The organism is Janthinobacterium goodfellowi (assembly GCF_051380695.1).
In the GTDB taxonomy this organism is placed as follows: Bacteria; Pseudomonadota; Gammaproteobacteria; order Burkholderiales; family Burkholderiaceae_D; genus Janthinobacterium.
Genome location: NZ_JBNYXN010000007.1, coordinates 19,335 through 33,452 on the forward strand (window position 1 = coordinate 19,335; position 14,118 = coordinate 33,452).

A 14,118-nucleotide genomic window follows, 5' to 3' on the forward strand; every position below is an offset into this window, starting at 1 on the left:
GGCGCCACGGCAGGGCATTTGCCGTGCCGTGTAGCGCCGGCTGGCGGCGCCTAGCGTGACACCAGACGGATGCTGGCGCTGCCGCTCACGGTGCTGGCGCTGCGCATGTCGGCAGGCATGCGCAAGCCGGGCAGGAACTGGGCGTCGTCGATCACCACGCGCTCGCCTTCATTGCTGAAGACGAAGGTCGAGCCCTGCCTGGTGACGAATTGGCCGGGGCCAGTGGGATAGATTTCCACGCTGGGCTTTGCCTGCCATTCGCGGTCATCGATCAGGCGGCCAAAAAAATGGGTGTCCTGCTGGTGCACTTCCAGGCGTTGGCCATTCGACAGGCGGTATTGCTGCTCGATGTCGAAGGCTTCCTTTGCCGTGACGTGATAGTAGGTGCCGGAGGTGACGCGCACGCTGTCTGCAGCTTGCGGCGCCATCGCGGTCTGGGCCTGGGCCGTGCCGCCGGCAAGGGCGAAGAGAGCGGCGAGGAGGGGGAGTAAGCGTTTGGTATGCATGACATTCACCTTCGATCAGGATGACAGGATGGGTTGGAGTTAGATCGTGTGGTCGCTGGCAGGTTTCCGGCAGGGACTGGTGTCAAGTTAGCAAACGCGCCTGTCCAGCACCAGCGACAGGCGACGGATGGCAGGTTTTGCGCGCTGAAACGCTTAAAACGCTGGATGAACGGTTTTGGGATTAAAATCGAAAAGCAAGCTCGGCCGCAAAATTAAATTTTGCCTGCCGAGGTTTTATTATTGCTTTGTTTGTGCTGCGGCGTATGCTCAATACAGCGTCTGCGCCGATTCGTGCAGCAGCTGGCCATACAGGGTATGGCGCATCTTGGCGATCTTGCCTTCAGACAAGGCTTGCAGGATGGCGCATTGCGGCTCGATCAGGTGGCGGCAGTTATAGAACTTGCAGCCGCCCAGGTAGGGCTGGAATTCGCGGAAGGCGCGCTCGAGCATGCCTTCGGACAGGTGGTACAGGCCGAATTCCTGGAAGCCGGGGGAATCGATGATGGAACTGTTGGCGCCCAGTTCGTCGAGCTTGTACAGCCGCGTGAAGGTCGTCGTGTGCTTGCCCGTGTCGAGCGCGGCCGAGATTTCGCGCACGGCGATGTCCGCGTCCGGCACCAGCAGGTTGATCAGCGACGACTTGCCCATGCCCGACTGGCCGATCAGGATCGACGACTGGCCCGCCAGCAGGGGCGCCAGGGTGGCCACGGCGTGCTCCGGTTCGGCGCGCGCCGACACTTCATCGACGGGATAGCCCATCGAGGAATACGGCAGCAGGCGTTCGCGGGCCCGTTCCAGCGAAGCGGTCACGTCTGTTTTATTCAGGATGATGCGCGCCTCGATGCCGGCCGCATCGGCCGCCACCAGCGAGCGCGAGATCAGGTCGTCGGCAAAGCCCGGCTCCGTCGCCACGACGATGAACAGCTGCGTCAAATTGGCGGCCAGCAGCTTGGATTTGTACTGGTCCGAGCGGTACAGCAGGGTCTTGCGTTCCTCGATGCGGTCGATGACGGCCTGGTCGTTCGAGGTGCGCGTCAGGTGCACGATGTCGCCCACGGCCACATTGGTTTTCTTGCCGCGCGTCACGCATTGCAGCTTGGCGCCGTCCACGTCGGCCAGGTAGTGGCGGCCGTGGGCGGCGATGATGACGCCTGTCAACTTGCCTTCGCTCATGGGGCCACCTGGCTGCTCTGGAAGATGAGGTCGGCCTTGGCGGCGCAGATGAAGTCGTTTTCGGACAGGCCGCCGGCGCCCTGGTTGACCGAGTGCGTGTCGTAGCGCACGGCGCAGGTTTTGTAAGTAATGATGAGCTCCGGATGGTGGTCTTGCGTATGGGTCATATAGGCCAGGGCGTTCACGAACGCCAGGGTCTGGTAGTAATTCTTGAAGCCGAAGTCGCGGCACAGCTTGCCATTTTGCAGCGTCCACTGGGGCAGCAGGGTGTGCAGGGTGGCAATATCCGTGTCGCCCAGCGCCTGCTGGCGCGGCGTGCAGGACAGTTGGGCCAGGTCTTGCGAGGTCGATGGCGTATTCATGTTGTAGCCCCTTTCAGGTGGCGGATGCGCACGCTGGCCGGCGGGTGGCTGTCGTAGAAGGCCGAGTGCAGCGGGTCGGGCGTCAGGGTCGACGCATTGTCTTCATACATTTTCACGAGGGCCGAGACCAGGTCGTCCGCCTGCGTGTGCGTGGCGGCAAAGGCGTCGGCTTCGAATTCGTGCTTGCGCGAGCTGAGCGAGGTCAACGGTCCCAGCAGGAAGGTGAAGACGGGCAAGGCCAGCATGAACAGCAGCAGGGCCAGCGCGTCCGTCGGCTGGCCGGTGAGCGTCAGCGCAACGGGGTCGACGCCCAGGCCCGCATAGAACCATGGCTGCGTCTTCAGGAAGCCCAGCAGCGCCAGAAAGCCCAGCGAGATGACGAACATCATGGCGATGCGCTTGACGATGTGCTTGAGCTTGAAGTGGCCCAGTTCATGCGCCAGCACGGCTTCGATTTCCTGCGGCGCCAGGCGCGACAGCAGGGTGTCGAAGAAGACGATGCGCTTGTTGGCGCCAAAGCCCGAGAAATACGCATTGCCGTGGGCGCTGCGCTTCGAACCGTCCATGACGAACAAGCCTTTCGAGGCGAAACCGACGCGCTGCATCAAGCCTTCGATGCGGCTTTTCAAGGATTCGTCGGCCAGCGGCGTGAATTTGTTGAACAGGGGCGCGATGACGGTGGGAAACAGCACCATCATCAGCAGCTGGAAGCCGCTCCAGACGAACCACGCATACAGCCACCACAAGCCGCCCGACTTGGCCATCAGGGTCAGCACGACCCAGATCAGCGGCAAGCCGATGGCCGCGCCCAGGCCCACGCCCTTGAGCATGTCCGTGAAGAACAGCTTGCGCGCCATGGTATTGAAGCCGAAACGTTGTTCCAGCACGAATTGGCGGTAGTAATCGAAGGGCAGGTCGATCAGGCCGGAAATGACGGCAAAGGCAGCGATCAGGCCGATCTGGTACAGCATGGGCGAACCCGCTCCCATCCATTCATGCAGGTGCAGCGCCAGCCATTGCAAGCCGCCCAGCAGGGTAAAACCGATCAGCACGGCATAGTTGACCAGCAAGGTCAGCAGGCCAAACTTGGTCTTTGCCACTGTATAGTCGGCCGCCTTCTGGTGCGCGGCCAAGGGGATTTTTTCCGCGAATTCGGGCGGGACTGCCGCGCGGTGCGCCAGCACGTGGCGGATCTGCCGCGAAGCGAGCCAGAAGCGCACGGCTAGGGTCAAAACGAGGACGGATACAAACAAAATCGAAAACGCGAGTGAATACATTCTGTGCCTGTGAGAAAATGGCTGATTATTTAGTTTGATTAGGCCAAGAGAGAATTATGTCACAAGCGACCGACTTAGCTGCATCCACCCCCGCACCCGCTGTCCCCGCACGTCCCAACGAGATGAACCTGGTCTGGGTCGACATGGAAATGACGGGCCTGGAGCCCGATACCGACCGCATCATCGAGGTGGCGGTGGTGGTGACGGACATGCACTTGAACCTGCTGGCCGAAGGCCCCGTGTTCGTGATTCACCAGTCGGATGAAACCCTGAACAAGATGGATGCCTGGAACAAGGGCACGCACGGCCGCTCGGGCCTGATCGACAAGGTGAAAGCGTCGACCGTGACGGAAGCGCAGGCGGAAGCGGAACTGATCGCGTTCCTGAAGAAATACGTGCCTGCAGGCAAGTCGCCCATGTGCGGCAACACCATCGGCCAGGATCGCCGCTTCATGGTGCGCGGCATGCCGAAGCTGGAAGCGTTCTTCCACTATCGCAATGTTGACGTATCGACACTGAAAGAGCTGTGCAAGCGCTGGAAGCCGGAAATCGCCACCGGTTTCAAGAAACACCAGAAGCACACGGCGCTGGCCGATATTCTGGAATCGATCGAAGAATTGAAGTACTACCGCGAGCATTTCATTAAATTGTAATGGGGTTGTCGGCTTACGCGCTGCGCGCTAAGCCGACCTACCTCTCTCCCTTCCGCTCGCTACGGTTTTGTGAGGCGTCGCGAAGGTTCTGTTACATCGTATCAAAGTCAAAATCGAGGGTGTGCCAAACGCCGTCTTCATCCTGCCACTCCAGCGCAAACGGTCCCGTTTGCCGTAAAGCCGTGATCCAGCGCACTTCGCCAGGCTGGCGGAAATATTCCACGCACTGGCCGAACGGCTGTCCCAGCCGGCACAGCACCAATCCCTCGCCCGCCACGGCGCACCATTGCTCATTGACATCGATCAAGGCCACGGCCGGGTCGCCATAGAACTCGCCCAGGCTCGCTTGCCGGCCATCGGCCGCCGTCACCCTGGCGTGTTCATATTCATGCTGGACTATGTATCGGGCGCTGCGCGCCAGTTCCCTGCTCGTCATGCTGTCTCCACGGTGGGCCAGACGGTTTCCTGGTCGGCGCGCGCTTCGGCGATCAGCCATTCGCAGAACGCGTGCACGAGGGGCCGCGTTTCCGCCTGGGGCGAACGCAGCAGATAATAGCAGTGGGGGCCGCGCACGGCGTGCTCGAACACGCGCACCAGGCGGCCCGAGCGCAAATCGTCGCCGATCAGGGGACTGGCGGCAATGGCCACGCCCTGGCCGCTGGCGGCCGCGTCCAGGCATAAATACGTGTGCGAAAAGCGCGCGCCGCTGTTGCCGCTATTGCCGCTGTAATGCACGCCGCAGCTGTGCAGCCAGCGCGTCCAGTCGATTTCGCCGGGCAGGTGCACTTCCGGTTCGTCGTGCAGCAGCGGATAGCGCAGCAGATCGGCCGGTTGGCGCAGGCTGGCCGCATTGGCGCGGAAGCCGGGGCTGCAGACGGCGGAAAACCATTCCTCCATCAATAAATCCACTTTCAGGCCCGGATAGCGGCCAGGACCCAGGCGGATGGCCACATCCACGCCGTCGCGCGCCAGGTCGACCGGGTGCATCGACGCCAGCACGCGCAGCTCGATCTGCGGGTAGCGGTCGCGCAGGCGGCCCAGGCGCGGCATCAGCCAGCGCGAGACGAGCGAGCTGGTGGCCGTCACCGTCACCACCTTGTCGTCGCCCTGGCGCCGCGCCTGCTCGGAGACGTCGGCCAGCTGGTTGAGTATCGGCCCCAGCGAGGCCGCATAGCGCTGGCCGGCGCTGGTGAGCACCACGCCGCGCGGCAGGCGCTGGAACAGCACGATGCCGAGCCACGCTTCCAGTTGTTTTACGTGATGGCCGATGGCGCCGGCAGAGACGTGCAATTCTTCGCCCGCGCGCTGGAAACCTTCATGGCGGGCGGCCGCCTCGAAGGCGTGCAGGGCGGCGAGCGGTGGCAAGGGACGTGACATGGCAGTCTTCAAGGGAATTGAGCCTCAGTAATATTCGGCCTATCCGTGAAGAATATTGGTTTGTTTCATTTTGCGCAAGCGAATATGATGCCGTCATTGCGTGAAACGACCCGCAATAGGATTCACGCATGCAGTATCCCCCAGTCTTGCCATTCATTTATATTTACAACGCCTGGGAAAACCGTCGCGAGCGGCAGTGATTTGTGGCTGAGAAGCGCAGCCGTACTTCAGTACGGTGAGCATCGCAGGCCGCAAAGCGCGACGCGCAGCAGGTTTGCCCTGGCGTACTCAAAGAGGTTTAGTCATGTCTGATCGCCGCGCCGTTGCGCTGGTGTTGCTGTCGGCTGCCGGTTTCGGCAGTTCCGCAGTGTTTGCCAAGGCGGCCTATGCGTCCGGGGTCAACCCGTCGACCATGCTGGCCTTGCGTTTCGTCATCGCCGCCATGCTGTTGCTGCCGCTCGTGTGGCTGGGCGGCTGGCGCTTGCCGCGCGGCCGCTTGCTGGCCGGCTATATGCTGATGGGCCTGATGTACACGGCCCAGTCGCAAGGCTATTTCAATGCCCTCATGTATGCCAGCAGCGGCCTGTGCGGCATGCTGCTGTACGTGTATCCCGTGCTGGTCACCATCCTCGCGCTGGCGCTGGGCTGGGAAAAGCTGGACCGGCGCATGCTGGTGCTGATGGCGCTGGCCATTGCCGGCATGGCCATCACCCTGGGCGGCAAGCTGCAGGGCCAGCCCATCGGCATCGCCCTGGCCTTGATGGCCGCTGGCGTGTATGCCGTGTACATCCTGTTTGGCAACAGCCTGTCGAAAAGCCGCGAGAATATTCACCCATTGGCCGCTTGCGTGGTGATTCTGGGCACGGCGGGCCTGTCGAACAGTGCGATTGCCTTGTGGCAAGGCGTGTCCTTGCCGGGCACGGCGACGGGCTGGCTGGCCGTCAGCGCCATCGCCCTGTTCTCGACGGCCATCGCGATCGCCGCCTTCTTTGCCGGCGTGGCGCAGATCGGCGCGGCCAAGGCCTCGATCATTTCCACCTTTGAACCCGTCATCACGATGGCGTTCGGCGTGACCTTGCTGAAGGAATCCGTCAGCGGCACGCAATTGCTGGGCGGTGCCATGGTGCTGGCCGCCGTGGTCTTGCTGGCGCAGCGGCCCGCTGCCAAGCCGGTTTCCATGGCGGGCGTGCAGGCCAGCGCCTGATCCTGTTTTTCCTGAACTGATCGGCTGTATCGATCGGTCTCCTTTGGCGCCGCGACGGGTTTCCTGTCGCGGCGCTTTTTTTATGCGCGCACAAATAAGACTTGATTGCGAATGATTCTCATTTATAATTAGATTCAATTTCCCCACCACCAGCCAGCCCATGCCAGCCAGTGTTCGCCTTGAAAGGAGACACCGTGTCGAGCACGTTCCCCATTTGCAATACCGAGCTGGTCGCCAGCGAATTTGCCCGCCTGCGCCGCGAAAAGAAAGCCCGCCACCGTGACATCGCCGAGGAACTGGGTATAGCCGAAGGTGAGCTGATCGCCGCGCATGCGGGCCTGTCGCTGGCCGATGGCGCCTTGCTGGGCGCCGAGCGCCTGCAGGCCGACTGGCCCGCCATCGTCCAGGCGCTGGAGCCGCTGGGCGAAGTCATGGCGCTGACGCGCAACGCCTCGTGCGTGCATGAAAAGACGGGCGTCTACCGCAAGGCCAGCCACAGCAATCACGTGGGCCTGGTGCTGGGCGGCGACATCGACCTGCGCGTGTTTTACCGCCAGTGGGCGCATGGCTTTGCCGTACGCGAGATGGGCGAGCAGGAAGTGCAGCGCAGCCTGCAATTTTTCGATGCGGCCGGCCATGCCGTGCACAAGATTTTCCTCAAGCCGCAAAGCGACCTGGCCGCCTATGACGCACTGGTGACGCGTTTTGCCGACGCGGACCAGGCAGCCGGCATCGCCGTGACGGCGCCGCCGCCGACGCCGGCGGAATTGCCCGATGCGCAGATCGACGTGGCCGGTTTTAGGGCCGCCTGGGCCGACCTGCGCGACACGCATGAATTTTTCACCGTGCTGAAAAAATATGCGGTCTCGCGCCTGCAGGGACTGCGCCTGGCCGAAGCGCGCTTCGTGCAGCAGATCGACAAATCCTGCGTGCTCGACCTGCTCAACGATGCCGCCCTCGAAAAAGTGTCCATCATGGCCTTCGTCGGCAATGCCGGCATGATCCAGATCCATTCGGGGCCCGTGCACAAGATCGCCGTGATGGGGCCATGGATCAATGTCCTCGACCAGCGCTTCAATCTGCATTTGCGCGAAGACCATATCGCCAGCGCCTGGGTGGTGAAAAAGCCCACCGTCGACGGCCTGGTGACGTCCGTGGAACTGTTCGATGCGAAGGGGGACACCATCGTCATGTTCTTCGGCGAACGCAAGCCGGGCATGCATGAATTGTGCGAATGGCGCCATATCGTCGACCGGGTGGCGCAGGAGGGCGAACTATGCGCCGCATGATCGCCGCCAGCGTGGCGCGCCGCATCGCGCTGAAAAAAATGGGGGCGGGTGCGCTGGCGCTGGCCGCCGTTGCCGACGCGGGCCAGCTGAATCCAGACTCGCCGCAGCGCATCGCCAGCGCGGGGGGCGATGTCACTTCGTCGTACCCGCTCAAGACGCAAAAGTTGCCGCAGGTAGGCTAGCTGGGGGCAGGCCGGGTCAAAGGGGGGACTGGCTGCACGGCTGCAACTGATGTGCGCCGAGGGGACGTAACAGGAGGGGATAAGAAAACGCCGGGACAGTGCCCGGCGCGGATGTGCTGATTACTCGGCTGCCGGCTCGGCGCCGCAGCATTTCTTGAATTTCTTGCCGCTGCCGCAAGGGCAGTCGTCGTTGCGGCCCACTTTCGGCTCTTCGCGCTTCATGGTTTGCACCGGTGCCTTGCGGCGCGGTACCCAGAAACGGTGGATGGCCGGCAGGTTCGCTTCCAGTTCCTGCGCCAGCTTGTGCGCCTTGACCGGGTCTTCCACCAGTTTCAGTTCTTCTTCCTTGATTTCGTCGGCGCCCAGCAGATAGATCGGCTGCATCAGCTCGGCCACTTCGGAATCCCAGATTTCGTTCCACGAGCCCGGACGCAGTTCCATGCCGTCCCAGAAGCCCCAGCACCAGGCTTCGGCGTCGATCAGGGTCTGGCCTTCGTAGTCGTGTTCGACGAACAGGGCTTCGAATTCCTTGGGCGCGACTTCAAACGTCACCAGCACTTCGTTCATGAAGCGCATGATCAGGTTGACGATGCGCTCTTCTTCCTTGCTGTTCTTGAATTTCGGCGCATCTTCGGCATTCTCGCCCCACACGCGCGGCAACCACTCGGCCGGCATGATCGGTTCCGGGCCGATGGCGACGGCCGTCAGATAGCCGTGCAGCATATCCATGGTCATCGCGTCTTCGGAGCAGCGCTCCGACAACAGGAATTGGTCTAATTCGTCGAATTCTTTTTCTGATAATGGCTGTTCGAGTGACATGGCTTGCTCTTTGATGAAATGTAAGGCGCCAGTATACGCCTTGCGGCGCTTCATCACCGAAGTGTTTGCACCGGCGGCCCGCGCGCGCCTTACAATGTCGCTCATGCACAATGAAAATCAGCCGCACGAGGACGACCGGCCCGTCCATCCCTTTTCCGCCCTGAGCCCCGACTGCGTGCTTGACGCCCTCGACAGCGTGGGCTTGCGCGGCGATGGCCGCCTGCTGGCCCTGAACAGTTATGAAAACCGCGTCTACCAGGTGGGCATCGAAGACAGCGCGCCCCTGGTGGCGAAGTTTTACCGTCCCGCGCGCTGGAGCGATGCGGCCATCCTGGAAGAACACGCGTTCGTGTCCGAGCTGGTCGAACGCGAAATCCAGGTGGTGCCCGCGCTGGCGATCAACGGCAGCACCCTGCACCAGTACCAGGGCTTCCGTTTTGCCGTCTTCCCCCGTCACGGCGGCCGCGCGCCCGAGCTGGATGACCCGGCCACCCTGGAATGGATAGGGCGCTTCATCGGCCGCATCCACGCCGTCGGCGCGCTGTCCACGTACAAGGAACGGCCGGCGCTCGATCACCAGACGTTTGGCGTCGAACCGCGCGAGTTCTTGCTGGAAGGTAATTTTTTGCCGCCCGAACTGCTGGCCGCCTATTCCAGCGTGGCGCAGCAGGCGCTCGATGGCGTCAAGCGCTGCTATGACCGCGCGGGCGACGTGGCCGTGCTGCGCACGCATGGCGATTGTCATGGCGGTAACGTGCTGTGGACGGATGCCGGTCCCCATTTCGTCGATTTCGACGACAGCCGCATGGGCCCGGCCATCCAGGACCTGTGGATGATGCTGTCGGGCGAACGCGGCGACCAGGTGCGCCAGATGAGCGACATCCTGGCCGGCTACGAGGATTTCTGCGATTTCGACCCGCGCCAGCTGTACCTGGTCGAAGCGCTGCGTACCCTGCGCCTGATCCATTATTCGGCCTGGCTGGCGCGCCGCTGGGACGATCCCGCCTTCCCCGTCGCCTTCCCGTGGTTTAACACGCAGCGCTACTGGCAGGACCGTATCCTGGAACTGCGCGAGCAGGTGGCGCTGATGGACGAGGCGCCTTTGTGGCCCATTTGAGTTAAGTAGCGAAAAGAACGGTAAACGTCCTTCTTCTTGCCGCGCTGATTTGTGCATGCCTGCTCGATAATGGTGGTAATAAATTCCCATAAGCAACGGAATTCACCCGAATAAGCGAGAAATCATGCAAGCACAGCAAAATCAGCGCCAGGCCGCCTCCCTCACCGTCGCGTATTCCGCCGACGACGAGTTCGACCAGGACAGCATCGTTTCGCTGCATGATTTCAAGGACCTGGAGCGCAAGGCTGAGGCGCCGGCTGTTGCCATCGCGTCCGAACCGCAAGCCGAATTGCAGGCCGAGCCGGCCGCCGAAGCCGATGCCAGGGCGCCCGCCGCCGAACGCCAGAAAATGGAATTGAAAGCGATCCACGAGGCGATTGCCCGCGTGGAAGCGGAAGCGAAGGCTACCTGCGCCGCCGAAAGCCGGGCGCTGGCTGAGGCGCGCGTGCGCTCGCTGGCCGAGGACCGCGCCGCCATCGACGCGGCCGCCGCCGCCGCCGCGCAGCAAAATGCGCAGGCGGCCGAAGAAGCGATCGCCGCCAACCGCGAACGTCTCGACACCATGCGCGCCGCCGCGCAGGCCAGCGTGGCCCGCCTGGAAGCCGTCAAGCAGGAGACGGCCGAACTGCGCGCCCGCGTGGAGTCCGACAATGCCATCCGTCTGGCCGCCGAACAGCGCGCCCGCGCCGAGCAGGAAAGCCGGCTGCGCGCCAGCGAGCAGGTGGCGGTGCAGTCGGAACTGGCCGAGCAGGCCGCCCGCGCCGCCGAGGAATTGCAGGTGCAGACGGAGCAGGCGCGCCTGCAAGCCGTCGAGCGCGTCGCCGCCGTGCAGGCGGCCAAGGAAGAAATGGTGGGCATCGCCTCGGCCGATGCCCGCGTCGCCGTGCTGGCCCGCGAACGCGAGCGCCATGCGCACGGCGCGCGCCAGACGGCGCAGATGCTGGCCGAAGCGGAAAGCGAAGCGCTGGACTTGACGGTGCAGCGCGAGCGCGCCGATCAGATCGCGCTGGAATCGGCCTTCAACCGCGCCGCCGCCGAAGTGCGCGCGCTGGAAGAAGCGCGCGCGCTGGCGCACCTGGAACAGGAACGCGAAGCCATCGCCCTGGCGCAGGCGGAATCGGAACGCCATGCGGCGCAGTCGCTGCGTTTGCGCCTGCAGACGGAAAAGGAATTGCGCGACGCGGCCATCCATCGCGAGCGCCTGGAAATGGTCGCCGTCGCCAGCGCGCAGGCGCGCCGCGATGCCGACGTGCGCATCCTGGCCGCCACCGAGGCGCGCATCGAAGTGGACCGCCAGCTGCGCGCCGTGGCCCTGGCCCGCGTGGCCGCCGAACAGGATGCGGAAATCGCCGGCCACGCCAAGCTGGAAGCGGAAACGGCGGCGCTCGAGGAAACCAAGGCACGCGAAGCGGCCGAGCAGGCTGCCGCTGCGGCAGCGGCCCGCGAACTGGAAGAGCAGCAGCGCGCCGCCGGCCTGGCGCAGGAACGCGCCGAACTGGCGCGCCAGGCGGCGGAACTGGCCGCCAGCCAGAACGACGCCGAGCAGGCCGAGGTCGATGCCGGCAAGGCGACACTGGCTGCGCAGGAGCAGGCAGCGCAGCTGGCGCAGGAAAAAGCCTTGCAGGCCGCGCAGGTGCTGCAGGCCGAGCAGGAGCGCGTGGCCGCCGAACAGGCCGCCATCGCCGCCCTGAAGGAAAAACTGGAAGCGGAAGCGCTGGCGTTTGCCGCGGCGCAGGAACGCATCGCCGCCGAAGGCGCGCAAGCGGAACTGCTGCGCGGCCAGCATGCGGCCGAACAGGCCTTGCGGGAGGCGGCGCAAAAGGAAGCGGACGCCATCCGCATCCTGATGGACCAGGCGCTGGTCGAGGGCGAGAAAAAGGCCGCTGCCGCGCAAGCGGTGCAGGCGCAGGCGCGCCTGGCCGTGGAGCTGGGACAAGTGCATGGCGAGCGCGCCCGCGTGGAAGAAGACAAGGCGCAAGCTGCCGAAGCGCTGCTGGCGTCCGAGCGCGATTTCGTTGCGGCCGAGCGCGAGTCGCTGGCCCTGATCGCGCAAAAACTGGTGCAGCAGCGCCAGACCAGCAGCGCCGAAGAGCGCGCCTCGCAAGCGATCGCCGGCCGCCTGGAAGCGGAAAAGCAGGCGACGGCGGCAGCCGAAACGCGCGCCGCCATGGAACAGCAGGCGCTCGACGCCATGCGCCAGCGCGAGCAGCTGGAACTGGCCGCGCAGCAGGCCGCCAGCGAGAAACTCGACGCGCAGCAAGCCTTGCTGGCCAGTGCGCAAGCCCATGCCGCGCTGCAGCGCAAGGCCGCCGAGACCACGCGCGCGATGGCGGCCGCCAAACAGCAGTTGCTGGAACGGGACACGGCGCGCGCGCAGCAGCAGGAACGTGAACTGGCCGCCCTGCGCGCCAGCCTGGAGCAACCGCAAAGCGCATTTTCCAGCTCCTTGAGCGCCGCCCGCGCGAAAGCCGAACAGGTGAGTTCAGCCAGTTTGACGCGCGAAGTGATCGAGCGCTTGACGCAGCCAAACGAAGCTGGCGCCGTCTGGCGTTCGCGCTAGGCTGGAACGTTCAAAACTTCCGTCCTACTCCCGCCAAAAACACATCCGCATCGCGGTGATAATCGGTGATGACCCGGTTCCACGCCAGGTGCGTCACCCAGCGGCGGTCGATGTGGTAGCGGGCCACGGCCGACAGCAAGCCGGTCAGACGCATGCCGTGGCCCTGGGTGTCGCGCGTATCCCACGCCACATAGGGCCCGCCGCCCATGCCGAATTCCACCTTTTCATTGAGCGAGCGGATCAGCCACAGCTGGGCGGCCGCGCCGCGCCGGTGCGCCAGGTCGGTGTCGCCTTCATCGAGTGCGGTGACGGTCCAGTCCACGTATTTCCCCGCCGCGCGCCGGTATTCCAGCGTGAACGGGCGCGAGGACTCCGAGCGCAAGCTGTTGATGATGGTGTGGCCGGTCGATAAGGTCAAGGTGTCGTCGTGCGCCCAGTTCTGCAAGTGCAGCTTGGCGCCCGGCACGCCCTCATAGCGGTAGCCGGCGCCGATCAGCAGGTGCGTGGTGTTGTCCTTGCCGTCGGGCTTGATGCGGTTGAGCTGCGCTTGCGCATACCAGCGGTTGTCGAACTGCCAGCGCGCCTGCAGGCTGACGATGGAACCCCAGCCGTGGTCATTGTCGAAATTGTGCAGGCCGTCGTCGATCCTGGCCGTGTCGAAGAAAAAGTAGCGGCCCGCGCCGGCGCCCAGCATCAGGCCCTCGTCCACCTTTTTCGTGCGCAGCCAGACCTGGCCCGCCATGCCGTCGCGGTGATGGTTTTGCGGGTGCCCCTCGTTGATGTACGACAGGCTGACGGCGCTGTAGTTGCCCACGGGCTGCGTGTAGCTGATGGCGGCGACAAAGGTGCGCTCATTGGTCGCGTTGACTTGCAGGACGCCGGCCATGCCGGAGATATCCTGTGCCTGGGCGGACAGGGGAAGCGAGGCGGCCAGCAAGGCCAGGGCGACGGGGCGTATGCGCAAGGTATTTCCGGTAGTGGTGATACACGCTAACGGCGGGCTGGCTGGACGTGCTGCGCTAGCGCAAGCATTGTGTGTTTTTACTACAGCAATGAACATTTCCAGTCAGAACTAATTGCGATAGTGTATAAGAAAGCGGGAATGGGTGAGGCACGCCATGCGGCTGGAGAGCGGGGAAGGGCGCCGGCGCGAGATTGGCTGGCCGGCGCGATGCTGCAGAAGTTGCTGGACTTGCGGTGGTATTGCTGTCCCTATTACTGACTCAGGACGACTTTGTCGGCATAGTATTCCGTCTCGCCGAAGCATTGCGTGGGCACGCCCTTGTGCTGGCTGTAGGTGACGAGGATGCGCTTGCCGGCGGCGGCCGACAGCTGCTTCGCCACTTCCTCGTCGCGCACGCTGAACTGGAATTTTTCCGGGATGGTGCCTGGCAGCGCCGTCAGCAGCAATTCACCCTCCCAGGTCTTGCAAATCCAGCCTCGTTTGGAGAACTTTTGCAGGTAACCCGCCCGTTCGCCTTCCGAGTACGAGAAGCTGAGGGCCATCCACGTGTAGGCGGCCAGCAGCAGGAAGCCGGCCACGAGGAAGATGACGAAGGCGAAGGTGACTTTTTTGGTCGTAGGGGTCATGGTAGGGGT

At 63.8% G+C, this 14,118-nt stretch carries 15 protein-coding genes; 6 read left to right on the top strand and 9 right to left on the bottom strand.

Translation table 11 applies throughout. The annotated features are described in order from the left end of the window. Window positions 1-50: 50 nt before the first annotated feature. The 4 genes from ACQ4WQ_RS23165 to ACQ4WQ_RS23180 all read right to left on the bottom strand — a co-directional run bounded on the left by ACQ4WQ_RS23165 (window position 51) and on the right by ACQ4WQ_RS23180 (window position 3,318). Window positions 51-506, bottom strand: coding sequence for a hypothetical protein (locus ACQ4WQ_RS23165; RefSeq protein ID WP_326459506.1), 456 nt, complete (start codon window positions 504-506; stop codon window positions 51-53). A gap of 267 nt (window positions 507-773) precedes the next feature. Next, entirely contained in the window at window positions 774-1,679 is a 906-nt protein-coding gene (rsgA, locus tag ACQ4WQ_RS23170) for a ribosome small subunit-dependent GTPase A (RefSeq protein WP_034785059.1), read from the bottom strand. Continuing rightward, complete coding sequence (locus ACQ4WQ_RS23175) at window positions 1,676-2,041, bottom strand: 4a-hydroxytetrahydrobiopterin dehydratase (protein ID WP_436500302.1); 366 nt, start codon at window positions 2,039-2,041, stop codon at window positions 1,676-1,678. Before ACQ4WQ_RS23175 ends, rsgA begins: the two co-directional genes overlap by 4 nt. Next, window positions 2,038-3,318 (bottom strand): M48 family metallopeptidase, encoded by a 1,281-nt coding sequence (locus ACQ4WQ_RS23180; RefSeq protein WP_436500304.1) that lies wholly within the window; start codon window positions 3,316-3,318, stop codon window positions 2,038-2,040. Before ACQ4WQ_RS23180 ends, ACQ4WQ_RS23175 begins: the two co-directional genes overlap by 4 nt. A 56-nt stretch (window positions 3,319-3,374) precedes the next feature. Here ACQ4WQ_RS23180 and orn point away from each other — a divergent pair, with 56 nt between their 5' ends. Continuing rightward, entirely contained in the window at window positions 3,375-3,971 is a 597-nt protein-coding gene (gene orn / locus ACQ4WQ_RS23185) for an oligoribonuclease (protein WP_180279191.1), read from the top strand. Window positions 3,972-4,062: 91 nt separating this feature from the next. Here orn and ACQ4WQ_RS23190 read toward each other — a convergent pair whose 3' ends face one another. Beyond that, window positions 4,063-4,407 (bottom strand): hypothetical protein, encoded by a 345-nt coding sequence (locus ACQ4WQ_RS23190; protein ID WP_436500307.1) that lies wholly within the window; start codon window positions 4,405-4,407, stop codon window positions 4,063-4,065. Continuing rightward, window positions 4,404-5,348 (bottom strand): transcriptional regulator GcvA, encoded by a 945-nt coding sequence (gcvA, locus tag ACQ4WQ_RS23195; RefSeq protein ID WP_070220093.1) that lies wholly within the window; start codon window positions 5,346-5,348, stop codon window positions 4,404-4,406. The genes ACQ4WQ_RS23190 and gcvA overlap by 4 nt, the downstream gene beginning before the upstream one ends. 304 nt (window positions 5,349-5,652) lie before the next feature. On the opposite strand from gcvA, the gene ACQ4WQ_RS23200 reads away from it, so the two are divergent. The 3 genes from ACQ4WQ_RS23200 (at window position 5,653) to ACQ4WQ_RS23210 (ending at window position 8,023) form a co-directional block, all read left to right on the top strand. Then, window positions 5,653-6,552, top strand: a complete 900-nt coding sequence (locus ACQ4WQ_RS23200; protein WP_436500309.1) for a DMT family transporter — start codon at window positions 5,653-5,655, stop codon at window positions 6,550-6,552. A gap of 194 nt (window positions 6,553-6,746) precedes the next feature. Then, window positions 6,747-7,841, top strand: coding sequence for a hemin-degrading factor (locus ACQ4WQ_RS23205; protein WP_436500311.1), 1,095 nt, complete (start codon window positions 6,747-6,749; stop codon window positions 7,839-7,841). Further along, window positions 7,829-8,023: a hypothetical protein gene (locus ACQ4WQ_RS23210; RefSeq protein ID WP_326459499.1), complete on the top strand. Its 195-nt coding sequence runs from the start codon at window positions 7,829-7,831 to the stop codon at window positions 8,021-8,023. Before ACQ4WQ_RS23205 ends, ACQ4WQ_RS23210 begins: the two co-directional genes overlap by 13 nt. 120 nt (window positions 8,024-8,143) lie before the next feature. Here the strand turns inward: ACQ4WQ_RS23210 and ACQ4WQ_RS23215 are convergent, their stop codons facing one another. After that, complete coding sequence (locus tag ACQ4WQ_RS23215; RefSeq protein WP_436500313.1) at window positions 8,144-8,842, bottom strand: UPF0149 family protein; 699 nt, start codon at window positions 8,840-8,842, stop codon at window positions 8,144-8,146. A gap of 103 nt (window positions 8,843-8,945) precedes the next feature. Here ACQ4WQ_RS23215 and ACQ4WQ_RS23220 point away from each other — a divergent pair, with 103 nt between their 5' ends. Both ACQ4WQ_RS23220 and ACQ4WQ_RS23225 read left to right on the top strand, forming a co-directional pair. Beyond that, entirely contained in the window at window positions 8,946-9,959 is a 1,014-nt protein-coding gene (locus ACQ4WQ_RS23220) for a serine/threonine protein kinase (RefSeq protein ID WP_121670981.1), read from the top strand. 124 nt (window positions 9,960-10,083) lie between these two features. Then, complete coding sequence (locus tag ACQ4WQ_RS23225; RefSeq protein WP_436500315.1) at window positions 10,084-12,519, top strand: coiled-coil domain-containing protein; 2,436 nt, start codon at window positions 10,084-10,086, stop codon at window positions 12,517-12,519. Between the two features lie 10 nt (window positions 12,520-12,529). Here the strand turns inward: ACQ4WQ_RS23225 and ACQ4WQ_RS23230 are convergent, their stop codons facing one another. After that, on the bottom strand, window positions 12,530-13,483 hold the full coding sequence (locus ACQ4WQ_RS23230) for a hypothetical protein (RefSeq protein WP_436500317.1): 954 nt from the start codon (window positions 13,481-13,483) through the stop codon (window positions 12,530-12,532). A gap of 251 nt (window positions 13,484-13,734) precedes the next feature. After that, entirely contained in the window at window positions 13,735-14,109 is a 375-nt protein-coding gene (locus tag ACQ4WQ_RS23235; RefSeq protein ID WP_071324734.1) for a DUF8785 domain-containing protein, read from the bottom strand. Window positions 14,110-14,118: the final 9 nt, after the last annotated feature.